This is a genomic window from Rubripirellula tenax (genome assembly GCF_007860125.1).
Classification (GTDB): domain Bacteria; phylum Planctomycetota; class Planctomycetia; order Pirellulales; family Pirellulaceae; genus Rubripirellula; species Rubripirellula tenax.
Genome location: NZ_SJPW01000002.1, coordinates 902,391 through 915,268, shown reverse-complemented (window position 1 = coordinate 915,268; position 12,878 = coordinate 902,391). Strand labels below are relative to the sequence as shown.

Annotated in this window: 13 protein-coding genes; 7 read left to right on the top strand and 6 right to left on the bottom strand. The window is 56.5% G+C overall.

Annotation, left to right across the window (positions count from 1 at the left end):
* Positions 1-63: 63 nt before the first annotated feature.
* From fba to Poly51_RS09145, 6 genes are all read right to left on the bottom strand, one after another.
* Positions 64-1,086, bottom strand: coding sequence for a class II fructose-bisphosphate aldolase (fba, locus tag Poly51_RS09170; RefSeq protein ID WP_146456514.1), 1,023 nt, complete (start codon positions 1,084-1,086; stop codon positions 64-66).
* Between the two features lie 166 nt (positions 1,087-1,252).
* On the bottom strand, positions 1,253-2,059 hold the full coding sequence (locus Poly51_RS09165; protein ID WP_146456512.1) for a WecB/TagA/CpsF family glycosyltransferase: 807 nt from the start codon (positions 2,057-2,059) through the stop codon (positions 1,253-1,255).
* Positions 2,060-2,071: 12 nt separating this feature from the next.
* A complete protein-coding gene (locus tag Poly51_RS09160; protein ID WP_146456510.1) occupies positions 2,072-3,070 on the bottom strand; it encodes a polysaccharide deacetylase family protein in 999 nt (332 codons plus the stop codon).
* Positions 3,067-4,266 (bottom strand): glycosyltransferase family 4 protein, encoded by a 1,200-nt coding sequence (locus Poly51_RS09155; protein WP_246114371.1) that lies wholly within the window; start codon positions 4,264-4,266, stop codon positions 3,067-3,069. The genes Poly51_RS09160 and Poly51_RS09155 overlap by 4 nt, the downstream gene beginning before the upstream one ends.
* Positions 4,267-4,273: 7 nt before the next feature.
* Positions 4,274-5,437, bottom strand: a complete 1,164-nt coding sequence (locus tag Poly51_RS09150) for a sugar transferase (protein WP_246114370.1) — start codon at positions 5,435-5,437, stop codon at positions 4,274-4,276.
* Between the two features lie 71 nt (positions 5,438-5,508).
* Positions 5,509-7,167, bottom strand: coding sequence for a GumC family protein (locus Poly51_RS09145; protein WP_146456508.1), 1,659 nt, complete (start codon positions 7,165-7,167; stop codon positions 5,509-5,511).
* A 454-nt stretch (positions 7,168-7,621) separates the two neighbouring features.
* On the opposite strand from Poly51_RS09145, the gene Poly51_RS09140 reads away from it, so the two are divergent.
* The 7 genes from Poly51_RS09140 to Poly51_RS09110 all read left to right on the top strand — a co-directional run bounded on the left by Poly51_RS09140 (position 7,622) and on the right by Poly51_RS09110 (position 12,742).
* Positions 7,622-8,359 (top strand): class I SAM-dependent methyltransferase, encoded by a 738-nt coding sequence (locus Poly51_RS09140; RefSeq protein WP_146456506.1) that lies wholly within the window; start codon positions 7,622-7,624, stop codon positions 8,357-8,359.
* A 34-nt stretch (positions 8,360-8,393) separates the two neighbouring features.
* Entirely contained in the window at positions 8,394-9,188 is a 795-nt protein-coding gene (locus Poly51_RS09135; protein ID WP_146456504.1) for a thymidylate synthase, read from the top strand.
* A 117-nt stretch (positions 9,189-9,305) separates the two neighbouring features.
* Complete coding sequence (locus Poly51_RS09130; protein ID WP_390621758.1) at positions 9,306-9,854, top strand: dihydrofolate reductase; 549 nt, start codon at positions 9,306-9,308, stop codon at positions 9,852-9,854.
* Between the two features lie 153 nt (positions 9,855-10,007).
* Complete coding sequence (rpsM, locus tag Poly51_RS09125) at positions 10,008-10,379, top strand: 30S ribosomal protein S13 (protein WP_146457304.1); 372 nt, start codon at positions 10,008-10,010, stop codon at positions 10,377-10,379.
* A gap of 132 nt (positions 10,380-10,511) precedes the next feature.
* Positions 10,512-10,895, top strand: a complete 384-nt coding sequence (gene rpsK, locus Poly51_RS09120) for a 30S ribosomal protein S11 (protein ID WP_146456500.1) — start codon at positions 10,512-10,514, stop codon at positions 10,893-10,895.
* Between the two features lie 151 nt (positions 10,896-11,046).
* The gene (locus tag Poly51_RS09115; RefSeq protein ID WP_146456498.1) at positions 11,047-12,042 is read left to right on the top strand and encodes a DNA-directed RNA polymerase subunit alpha; all 996 of its coding nucleotides are present in this window, start codon (positions 11,047-11,049) and stop codon (positions 12,040-12,042) included.
* A gap of 94 nt (positions 12,043-12,136) precedes the next feature.
* Complete coding sequence (locus Poly51_RS09110) at positions 12,137-12,742, top strand: bL17 family ribosomal protein (protein ID WP_146456496.1); 606 nt, start codon at positions 12,137-12,139, stop codon at positions 12,740-12,742.
* Positions 12,743-12,878 lie beyond the last annotated feature (136 nt).

Below are 12,878 nucleotides of genomic sequence, written 5' to 3'. Positions count from 1 at the left end.
ACGTTGCCACGACGGGCAACGTGAGTATCAAAAGCGTCGATCAGCCGCCGGTTTACCACCGGACTAGGCAGTGACGCCCATGGCCTTGCGCAACTTCGATGCGTTGCCGGCTTGGCCGAACGCCGTCATGCGGGCGACGCAAACGTCCTTCATCGCCGCGCGGGCGGGCTTCAAGTACGCACGTGGATCAAACGCGCCTGGATCTTCGGTCAAGACCTTGCGGATCGCACCGGTGATCGCCATGCGGCAATCGGTGTCGACATTGATCTTGCGAACACCACTCTTGATACCGCGTTGGATTTCTTCGACGGGCACACCGTAGGTTTGCTTCATCTTGCCGCCGTACTTGTTGATGATGTCCTGCAATTCTTGCGGGACGCTCGACGAGCCGTGCATGACCAAGTGGGTGTTGGGCAGCTTGGCGTGAATGGCTTCAATGCGGTCCATCGCCAACACTTCGCCGGTCGGCTTCTTGGTGAACTTGTAAGCACCGTGGCTGGTTCCGATCGCAACGGCCAATGCGTCGACGCCGGTTTCTTCGACAAAGCGTTGTGCTTCGTCGGGGTCGGTCAACAGTTGGTCGTGGGTCAGTTCGCCGACCGCGCCGTGGCCGTCTTCTTGTTCGCCTTCGCCCGATTCGAGCGAGCCGAGGCAACCGAGTTCGCCTTCGACCGAAACGCCTTGCGAGTGGGCCGCTTTGACGACGGCCAAGGTGACTTTGACGTTGTAGTCATAGTCGGCGGGCGTCTTGCCGTCTTCCTTTAGCGACCCGTCCATCATCACGCTGGTGAAACCGTTGTCGATCGCCGATTGACAGGTCTCGGGGCTGTTGCCGTGGTCTTGGTGCATGACGATCGGAATGTGCGGGTACAGTTCCGTCGCAGCGATCATCAGGTGACGCAGGTAGGCGTCTTGCGAATACGAGCGAGCGCCGCGTGACGCTTGGATGATCACGGGCGAATCGGTTTCTTCAGCCGCTTCCATGATCGACTGGATTTGTTCCATGTTGTTGACGTTGAACGCGGCGACGCCGTAATTGTTTTCGGCAGCGTGATCGAGGACAACGCGGAGGGGGACCAAAGGCATGACAGATACCTGTTCTGTAAGACGGGGAAGCGGTTGACTTTTGCGATAGTCCCCGATTATCCCGCCTGATTGCGTGCCCGCAAGGGCGCAGCGGCGATCGGACATCGCGGTGCCCTTAGGTTCCGATTACTGGACCGTCAAAACCCATCAACTCGCCCCAGCCGGCCTATCCGAACAGCACATCATCCGCCGGCGGGGTACCCGTATCCGTCTTCGCCGAATAGAGCTTCAGCTTTTGCAGGATCGCCAAGGTCGCAAATGCGGGGTTGGTCGTCGAGTAGCGTTTCCACAGCCGTTTCGGTTCGCGAGTCAGTCGAAAGAACCACTCCAGCCCATTCCGCTGCATCCATGGCGGCGCCTGTTCCAGCATCCCGGCATGAAAGGCGAACGCCGCACCGACCGCAACCAATGGCATGGAAACACGATCACGCATTTCGTAGGCAAACACTTCTTGCCGCGGGCACCCCAACCCGACGAAACATAGGCCCGCGCCGCTGGCGTTGATCTCGTCGGCCAACTCGTCGCGTTCTTCCGTCGACAGCGTGCGGAAGCGTGATGCCCGGCGTCCGGCAATCTTAAGTCCCGGGAACTTCTCGCAAAGGCGATCGGCGAACTGGTCCAACATGTCGGTGGTCGCGCCGAACAAATAGATCGGCACATCATGCTTCGCCGCCGCTTCGCAAAGTCGCAGCGTCAGTTCCGGGCCGTAGACGCGGTCGCCCAGTCCGCAGCCATGAATTTGGTTCAACGCCCATTTGACGGGCTGGCCGTCCGGGCAAACCAGATCGAATTGGTTTAGCCGGTACTTGTGCTGGGCATCGCTGACGCCGGTCATCACGCCGTGAACAGCCAACGCCGTCACAGACATCGGTCGGCGAGCCTTGCCTGCCTCAATGACTTTGGCAACGGCGGCTTCGTAGTCGATCGCATTGACGTTGATGCCAACGACACTTCGTTTGCCGAGATCGATCATCTTCTTTTTGACTCAGTTAGTAACGGTGGATGGTTGCGGCGTGTGCTTTTGGGTTTGGATCGACGACGCGATCGAGCGATCCGCGGCTTTCAATTGATCGATCATCAAGGATACATCAAACGATTCAGCGTACAGTTTGAGTCCCCAGCGGACGATCGAAAGCTTTTCTTGGCGACTCATGTTCATCGCAGGGAAATAGGCCATGTCGGAATCGTCATCGTGACCCAAGAAATCGGGCGGGTGCAACAGGAGCGACGGCGGCGTGTTTGTCAGCTTGCACATCCGCAGCGCGGTGCGAAGGTACGTCTTTGCCGCCAGCGTCGAAAAACTGGCCAAATAGGTGAAGTAACTGAAATGGATCGGCGTTCGCGTGATCGGCATCACCGTGACCGGCATTTCCCACAACTGATGACCGTCCACCGCACGACGAAACGGACGGTTGGGTTGCCGAAGCGACGAGAATCCGCCGTAGAGTTTCTTGGCCTTCTCGCGTTGTTCGCCTTTCAAGTCGCTCTTGATCAAGAACACCATCCGCGCGATCGGCGCAATCGACGTCGGAAAGATCGACGCGTCGTACACGTAGTCGTGTTCCGCAAGCACCCGCAGCACTTCGTCGGGGCAACTGAAGCCGGGGCCACGAAACCCCAGCGGTCGTCGGCCCGTCGCGGCGAGAATGCGATGGTGTGTGGTTTCGATTTCGTCCGCGATCTCGGCGGCTTCCATCGTGTGCATCCACGGTAAATGATTCAGCGAATGGTTGGCCGGTTCCCACGATTGCAGCTGACCAAATTGACGGATCGCTTCCGACTCGTCATTGCCGTCACCGGCCAAGTCTCGACCAACGATAAAGACGGTCAAAGGCAAGTCCAATTCGCCCAAGACATCAACAATGCGATCGATGACCAGCGGCAAATAGCCCGGTCGCTCGGCCCAATCAGGACGTCCAGCGGCGCGCAGGTAGGCCCACTTGTTGTCCAGGTCCATCGACAGGCTTGCGATCGGTCGACTCATGATTTTGATTTCAAAACGTGTCGAATCGCGTCGAGCGCGCCGGCGGCAGCCCACTCTGGAGTCCGATCGGAAACCGATTCACGGGCGGCGATTCGCATTTTGCCAATCGCTTCACTTGAGGCGTTAAAGTATCGATCGAGAACTCGCGCCAAGCTCTCGTCGACCTGTGGATCGTACTGCCAACCGTTGACCTCATCGCGAATCAAAGTTGTCACGGCTTGGGCATGGATGCTGCCGATCACGGGCAGTCCGGCATGCAGCGATTCATTCACGACGAGCATCCATTCGTCGGCCAGCGAAGGAGCGATCATCGCACCACAACGAAGCATTTCCTCGGACAGTTCGGTCGGTGTCAGATTCCCGAGCACACTCACGGTCAGATTTTCGGGACCGACGATCGATTGGATCTCGTCACGAAGCGGGCCGTTGCCGGCGAACACCAATTCGATGTTCCGGGCGCGATTTTCGAGGGCATACTGTGATACCTGTTCCACGAGGGGCAGGACGCCCTTCCGCTCGCTCAATTGTCCAACGACAAGCAATCGATGTCGCGTCGCGTCATCACACCGACCGACTGGGCCGTGATAAAGCGTGCGGTCATCGGCGGCATACGGAAGGGGGAACAGTTGTTCCTCGGGTGCACCGATTTGTTTCAGGTATTGATGGCACGATGGTCCGTTGTAGGTGATCGCGTCTGCTCGCTTGATCAGGCCTTTTCGGATCATCCCACGCAGCACGCCACGTCCCTGTTCGGTTCGTTCGCTCATGTAGGTGCAAAGCACCAGTTTGGTTTGCGGGTTTCGCAGGCAGTACATCGCGGCGCCGACGGACCTCGCACCCAATTCGAGCGACATGACAACGTCGGGATTCAGTTTCTTCAGCCGTGACGTCGTGTCGTAGGGAATGTGGACATAGAGCGAGTCGTCGAAGCCCGCTTCGCGATGTTTCCATTTGCGGCGGAACGTCCATGTGTCTTGCACGGAAACATCCAAGCCCGTCCAGTCGGGTGTGAAATCACGATTCGGTTCGATCGGCGTACTCAACAGGACCTGGAAATCACTGATCGACGCAGCCAACGACTGCAACACCCGCACTTGATAAAGCGGGATGTAGTGCGTCAGAAACACGACTTTCGCATCAATCCTTGAAGTGTTTTTCGCCTGCATCCCTGCGGTTTGTGATTCAAGCAAGGTCACCGAAATATCACTCGCTCCCGCGACCCAATATAGGAACTTTGATGGTTTGGAAGATCAATCGGAAATCTTCGACCAAGCCAAAGCGTTCGAGATAGCGAAGGTCCAGTCGCATCCAATCGTCGAACGATTCAATGTTGGCCTTGTTTACCTGCCAATAGCACGTCATCCCAGGGCGGACGTCCAATCGCCGACGGTGCCAACCGACGCACGCACGGCTTTCGTGCCAAGGCAGGGGGCGTGGACCGACCAGCGACATGTCGCCTTTGAGAACATTCCAAAGCTGTGGCAATTCGTCGATGCAGGTGCGTCGCAAAAACTGTCCCGTTTTGGTGATCCTTGGATCGTTCTTGATTTTGAACGCTGGTCCGTCGCGATGGCTTTGGTGCCGCAGTTCGGCTTGCCGATTTTCGGCATTAACGACCATCGTACGCAACTTGTAGATCGTGAACGGTTTGCCGCGGAAACCTTCGCGAGTCTGCTTGAAAACCGGCGCAGCACCGTCTTCCAGTTTGATCTTCAGCATCGCGCCCAAGATCACCGGACTGAGCAGGGTCAAACCGACCGATGCACCGACAATGTCGACCGTCCGTTTGGCCATCATTCGCATCAGCGGTGATCGCACGAGCGGATCGTCATGCGTGACCGCAACGATTGCGTCTTGGGCGTTGTCGCCCGTTCGGCAAACCGCGAAGCCGTCTGCGTCACTGGTGTCCACGCTTTCGCCACGCCGGCGAAGCATGGATTTTGGCGGCAGGCCACCGTCCGAGTCGTCGGCACCGAAACCACTTGGATCGTGGACACGCAATTTCATGTCAACATTTAGATTGTTCGTCCGCATGACTTCGGCCAGCCGATCGATTGCCGATCGTCCGCCCATCTCAGGCGTGTCGACAAGCAGGATTCCGAATTGCCCCTGTTCGAGCATCCCTTTTTGGTCAGTCATCCGCAGGTTGTGATGCAGTAAACGCAGCATCTGTTGCGTCTTGGTGCGCCGTTGGTCGCGGGCGATCAGCTTGATTGCAATGATGCAGAAAGGAATCGATCGACGCGTTGCGCGGACGCGTTCGCAAGCGACTTGTCGACTGAATTCGACTTCGCTTAACAGCAAACGATCACGCACGCCGAGTAAAGGCAAACGTTGACTCCAATCGCGGATCAAGGCTCCAAGCACTATGGAAATCCTTTGCAGAGGAAATTTGGTAGGAAAAACGGAGGGGTGCAGATTCAGGTGGGACGCGACTCTTACCGCGGGACGGAGGAGACATAGCCGATCTCTTCCGCAGCATTGTCGTGGAGTGCCAAGTCCGCATTGATCGAAACATGGTTAGCGTCGGTCGACCGAGTCTTCGGCCGAGGCACGCTTGGGCGAACGGTCGAACGACGATCTGATCGACGCGGTGCCGCAACACCACGAACGAGAGCCTGGATCATTCCCAAGCACAATCCGAGCATCGCGCCGATACAGGCCAAGATCGCTCGAGGTGGGCCGACCTTTTCTAAGTTCAGTGATGCGTTCTGGATCACTGAAACGTCGGACATTTTTTGGTTGTCCAATTCTTGCATCATTCGCGAACTTTCGAGGCTTCGCGAATGGCTGAGATAGTTTTTCTCAGCGATGTCGGCAGCCCAATTCAATTCCGCTAAAACGACCGCATCATCGTTAAGTCGTTGCAAATCAGCGTGGGCCGATTCAAGGCTTTTGGCAAGCGAATCTCGCCGGCTGGCGTGCCCCGCGGCCGTAGTCAACGCGGTCTGGTAGTCGGTTTCCAGACTCAATCGCAATGGGTTTCGAGCTTCGACCGTTTGCTCGCGATCGTCTTCCGCCGCGTTGACGATGTCTTCGCCTTGGATGATTTTGTCACGCAAAATTTTGTAGCGTGGGTGGCTGGCCGTCACCTTCGATAGTTCTTCGCCGTCTTGCAACTTGTAGCCATAGAGTTGGGTTCGCATTCCGTCGACCGCGTTGTTCGCGACCTTGGTGGTTTCCATCGGAATCCACTCTTCAATCGTTTCTAAGCGTTCGGCAATGGATTTAGCTTTGCTGCTAGCGTCGGCAAGTTCGCTGTTGGTTTGGTCGAGCGATAGCTCGAGGTTAAGGATCCGTTGGCGAAGCGATTCTTCCGCCGAGACGGTGCTCATCCATCCCATTTGGCTTTTGGCTTGCTGCAGTTTCTTGCGAGCTTCGATCGCATCGGACTGGCTGGATTCGGTTTGCTGTTCAAAAAAACCGAGTGACCCCGTCGAGTTGTGTGCTTCGACGTGATACGCGCCATACTCGTCCATGATCGATTGGACAATTTTTTGAGCGACGATGGGGTCGTTGAATTTCGAGGTGACCGAGATCGTGTAGCTGTTTTTGGGTACCTCAATGGCGACTGAATGGACGACCCGTTTGACGGCGGCTTCGTGAGCGATCTGGCGATCGTATTCCGCCCGCTCTATCGAATCGCCGCTGGTGTCCGATTTGAATGAAAATCGTTTGGCCGCGTTGCCGATCGCACGGGTCGCGCGGTCGACCCAGGTCCGTTCAAAATTGATTTCGCGTGCGCCGACTTTTCGCACCACACGATCGGCGATCTCACGACTGCCCAGCATCTGTGAGATACTTGCCACTTCGGATGACCGGCTGTCCTGCAGCGAGACGGAACGCCCCGGTTCGGTCGTCGGGTCGATCGCAACGGCGCCGCGACCGAGTCGAGCGTAGAACAACCCGTCGCTGATGTACTCGTTGGGCCAAGCCACCAATAATCCAACCACGGCCGCGGTTGTTAAAACCGCAGTGAGTGCAACGCTCGGCAGTCGATGTTGAATCACATTCATCAAGTCGCGCGGCGAAATCACCGCCCAGGTATCAGGGGCATCGCCGGATGGGGCGATCAAGCTGTCTGTCTTCCGATTCATATCCAAGGATCCTGCACACAGAAAAATAGGAGCAGCGATTGGCCGCCGAACTCAAAATCGCCGAACGGTATTTCCGTGTCTGGCAATTCTGGCTCTGTAGCTCGCAGCACCCCCCGGCCTGGTTGGATCCCAAGTTAGTTCGCGTGATCCCAAATATCACGCTAAACACCACAAATTGGATATCAAAGATCCTAGAGATGTTTCCGAATATGAGGGCGCCGTCAAGCGATTGGCAACGAAACCCATCAACAAGGTGGTTGAATCTCGCCTCAGGCTTAGTATTTGGGAGCTGTCGGCGCAATTTGGTCTTCAATTAAAACGCGAGAAGCAGACCTCGATAACGCAGTGAGTTGCCGACATTGCGGAAATCGCATTCGGAACGGACCAAGTTTTCCCGACCGGGCCGTCACACTGGCTATTGCTCCCACACCCATGCCCCGCAAACGGATCCGCTATGCCAACCTTTCGAGTTCCTGAGCCCAGTCCCGTCAATGCCCGCGACGAAGCCATCGAATATCACGACATGGATCACAGGTCTGTGAACCAGCAATTCGTCGACGATTTCTTGGGTCGTGCGGGAGGAGTCGTCCAAGCTGCTGCGATCCATCAGACGGCGGCCGTGTTTTCGTCGGGGCCCCGAGTCATTGACCTTGGGTGCGGACCTGCCGAGATTCCGATCCTGCTTTGCCAGAGTCACCCCAATGTGCAGGTCATGGCGATCGACAACGAAGTCGAAATGCTGGAGATCGCCAAAATGGAAATCGACATCGCGGGGATGCTCGACCGAATCATGCTGCAGCACGCGGATGTAGCGAAGATGGACGCTTACGACGACGGCATGGCGGACGGGGTCATCAGCAATAGCGTCCTGCATCATCTCGATGTTCCAGAGCAAGGACTGGTGACGGCGATGCGATTGGTTCGTCCGGGCGGGTGCGTCTTTCTTCGAGATCTGTTTCGCCCCGATACCGAAGCCGAAATCGAAGCCTTGGTCAAAGTCCACTCGGCCGGTCAAAGCCCGGCCGCCGAACAATTGCTGCGACAGTCATTTTGGGCCGCGTTGTCGATGGAAGAGGTGCGTGAAATGACGCAGGGGCTTGGCATTGAAGATCCGTGCGTTCAAATAACAAGCGATCGTCACTGGACCCTCGACTGGAGCAAGCCAGGATCGGTCCCTGTGGCCTCTACATGATGCACTCGAGCGGACACCAATCGGGCGAACCAACATGCGCACGTACTTGCAACTCTTAGACGAAGTCCTTCATGACGGACTGGACCGCGAAGACCGCACAGGCGTCGGAACACGAGGGTTGTTCGGTCGTCAAATGCGATTCGACTTGGCTCAGGGTTTTCCGCTGCTGACGACAAAGAAAATCCACGTTCGCTCTGTTATTTATGAGCTTTTGTGGTTTCTTCGCGGTGATACCAATATCAAGTATCTCAAAGACAATGGTGTCCGCATCTGGGACGAATGGGCCGACGAACAGGGCGACCTGGGCCCGGTTTACGGGCACCAGTGGCGGTCATGGCCGAAGCCCGATGGTTCGACGATTGACCAAATCGCCTGGGTTCAAAACGAAATTCGAACCAATCCGCAATCGCGACGGCTGATGGTTTCGGCGTGGAATGTCGCGGATGTCGGGCAAATGGCGCTGCCGCCGTGCCACGTCATGTTCCAGTTCTATGTGGCGGGTGATCGGCTGTCGTGCCATTTGTATCAGCGCAGCGCCGACATGTTTCTGGGCGTTCCATTTAATATCGCTAGTTACTCGCTCTTGACCATGATGATGGCGAAAGTCACGGGGCTGAAACCGGGCGAGTTTGTTCATACGCTTGGCGATCTGCATCTCTACCGCAATCATTTCGATCAGGCGCGCGAGCAGCTTTCACGGCACCCGCGTCCCTTGCCGACGATGCAAATCAAGAATACGCCTGCGTCGGTGGACGGTTTCGACTTCGACGACTTTACCTTGGTTGATTACGACCCGCATCCAGCGATCAAAGCCGTGGTAGCGGTTTAGCAGCCTGTTGAAAAAGGGGGCTGACCCTTTGGAGACGTTGCTGAAACATTGTGAAATCGAAACGTCGGAGAGGGTCAGACCCCTTTTTCAACAGGCTGTTAGGTGGGGGGCGAGGACTTGGGTGTTGGCGAGGATGGCAGTGACCGGGTTCCGCCTAGTACGTGGCCGATCGTGGCGATCGTCGCGATGACTCCTGATGGTACGATCGGGCTGGATGGCGATATGCCGTGGCGGCTTCGCGCCGACTTGCAACGCTTCAAGGCCATGACGATGGGTGGCGTTTTGATCATGGGCCGCAAGACCTACGAATCGATCGGTCGGCCTTTGCCGGGTCGCCGGACGATTGTGGTGACCCGGAATGCCGCGTGGAAACCCACGGGAGTAAACCAAGACGGGCAGGTTGATGTCGCGGGCGACCCCGAATCTGCCATCGAAAAAGCGGGTAATGCCAGGATTTTCGTCGTCGGCGGTGCTGAAATCTACCGTCAGCTCATGCCAATTTGCCAAGAAGTGTGGCTGACTCGGGTCTGGTCGAACGTCCGCGGCGACACAAAATTGGATTTTTCGATGGCCGATTTCCAGGTTTTTGAGCGAACTCGGGTGCCCGCTTCCCCGCGTGACAACGTGCCCACAGAGTTTTTTCGGATGCGGCGACGAAATTCCTAGAAAAAACGTGCCTCATGCCACTTGAGCAAAAAGGGGGCCGGTCTGTATATTCCGGGATTCTTAGCGGAACCTTTGCAAACCTTTTGGGTAAGTGTCCGCTTCCGTCCACCTACCTGATGAAACTTTCACCGGAGTCTGGTTATGCCCCGTTTGATGGGCGTTGATATTCCCAACGACAAAAAAATCCAATACTCGCTGACCTATTTATACGGCGTCGGGCTGTATAGCGCTCGCGAGGTTTGCGAGAAGTTGGGTATTGACCCGGATCGCCCGGCCAGTGATCTGAACGAGGATGAACTCGGTCAAATCGCAGGGATGCTCGAGCAGAACTACACCGTCGAAGGTCCCCTTCGTCGTTATGTCGCGCAAAACATCAGCCGTTTGCGTGAGATTAAGTCGTACCGCGGCATGCGGCACCGATCCAGCTTGCCTGTTCGCGGGCAACGAACCAAAACCAACGCGCGGACTCGAAAGGGCCCGCGAAAGACGGTCGCCGGCAAGAAGGGCGTCAAGGACCTTCGCTAGTCCGGGTCTTCGGACTGGCTCTGATGCCTTTCGGCGGTTCATGTACCGTCATTCCGGTCATCCCCTCGCGTTTGCAGGGGTTGATCGTTTGTTTTTAAGCCCACCACCTTTATCCATCATGAGACCTTTGCAGTGGCAAAGACCAACAAAAAGAAACGCGTTCGCCGCAACGTCACCAGTGGTGTCGCGCACATTCACGCGACATTCAACAACACGACTGTGACCATCACGGACCCGAAGGGCGACACGCTTTGTTGGGCAAGTGCCGGCACGAGTGGGTTCAAGGGAAGCCGCAAAAGCACGCCATTTGCCGGCCAGTGCGCCGCTCAACAGGCGGCTGAAAAGGCAACCAAGTTTGGCATGCGTGATGTCGAAGTGAAGGTGAAGGGTCCCGGATCGGGTCGCGAAAGCGCGATCACGTCTCTGCAAGCGGCCGGCTTGAACGTCAAGTTGATCGAAGAAGTGACGCCCATCCCGCACAACGGATGTCGCCCACGCAAGAAACGACGCGTCTAGGAATCGTTTGCTTCCGATTTCGGAAGTCCCGTTTTTGGCAGTCGTTCATCAAGACTCGGTGGCCTCGGATCGCCCGCACGATCCACTCGGCCGCTCGAGTCCCTTTTTAAGCAATCCTCTCTCACATCTGGTCCCACAGAACTGAGGTCACATGACAATGCATATCCGTTGGCGTGGCATGGAACTTCCCTCCGCACTGGAAGTTGACCGTGATACCCTGACATCGTCCTACGGCAAGTTTGTTGCTGAACCCTTCGAACGTGGCTTCGGCTCGAGCGTCGGAAACAGCCTCCGTCGAGTTCTGCTTAGCAGCTTGATGGGCAGCGCCGTGACGCAGATCAAGATTCGCGGCGCCCAGCACGAATTCACATCGATTCCGGGTGTCGTTGAAGACGTCACTCAAATCGTTCTGAATGTGAAGAGCCTGGTCGTTCGCAACCACAGTGAAGCGACGCGCGTCATCACTGTCGAAGCCAACAAGGCCGGCGTCATCACCGGCGCCGACGTGCAAACCGACTCGGACGTCGAAATCATCAACAAAGATCACGTCATCGCGACGCTGACCGACGATGTTCCATTCATGATGGAAATGGTTGTCGAGAACGGTCGTGGTTACGTGTCCAGCACCGAGCACAGCGCCGTCGACCACGAGATCGGAATCATTCCCATCGATGCGGTTTTCAGCCCGATCACTCGCGTGCGCTACGAAGTCGAAGAAACTCGCGTCGGTCAAAAGACGAACTACGACAAGTTGAACCTCGAAATCTGGTCCGATGGTTCAGTCAGCCCTGAGTTGGCGCTGGTCGAAGCTGCGAAGATTCTTCGTAAGCACCTCAACCCATTCGTCCAATACCGCGAACTTGGTCCGAGCATTTTCTCGGCCGCTCGTGGTGGCGCCGGTTCGCCGGAGGCTCAATTGGAAGCCAAGTTGAACATGACGCTCGGCGATTTGCGTTTGTCGGTGCGTGCGAACAATTGCTTGGAAAGCGAGAACATTCGCACCGTTCGCGACTTGGTGCAACGTACAGAAGACAGCCTGCTTGAAGTTCGCAACTTCGGCGACACAACGTTGAACGAGACTCGCGAGAAGCTTGCTCAATACGGTTTGCACTTGGGCATGCGAGTGCCGAACGCACCGCTGTTTTAAGATGCTGCCTGTTTTAAGAATACAACGGGGCGTTGCTAACGAAGCGCCGCCCCTTTTCCACCACCTTTGAATACTTTTTGACGGACATTTCGCCATGCGTCACCGACGACGAGGCCGCACGCTCGGTCGAAGCCCGAGCCACCGTAAAGCTTTGCTGAAGAACCTCGCCAGCGCGCTGTTTTTGACAGAACGCGATGCGACGTACGACGACAATGCGCCCAAGGTTGCCGGCCGTATCACGACCACTTTGCACAAAGCCAAGGAAGTTCGCCCCTTGGTCGAAAAGTGCATCACCATTGCCAAGAAATCCATGCAGTCCGCGGAAGAAGCCACGAAGTTTGAATCTTCGGCGGAACGTGGAAGCGACGCTTGGAAGAAGTGGCGTACGAGCGACCAGTGGTCGAAGTGGGCAGCTGCTCGCGCACCTGTTGTTGCCGCACGTCGACGTGTCATTCAATTGATCGGCGATAAAGAAGCTGCAAAAATCCTGTTCGACACCGTTGCACCGCGTTTCGTTGACCGACCGGGTGGATACACGCGTATCGTCCGCTTGGCCACGCCGCGTTTGGGTGATAATGGCGAGCGAGCCATTCTGGAATTCGTCGGCAAGAATGACCGTGTCAAGCGAACCGCCGAACGGCCCTCGTTCGAAAGTGACGCACCAGCCGAAGAAGCCGTAGCCGCAGGCAGCGAAGAGTAATATCTAGCCCGCGGATGTGAAAACAGAAAGACCACGCCAGTTGGAAAAGTTGGCGTGGTTTTTTCGTAGTCATCATCCTCCGGATGGCGAAGCCCGACTGGTAATTTTTCTCGAACGAGCGAGTCACTGGCCCATT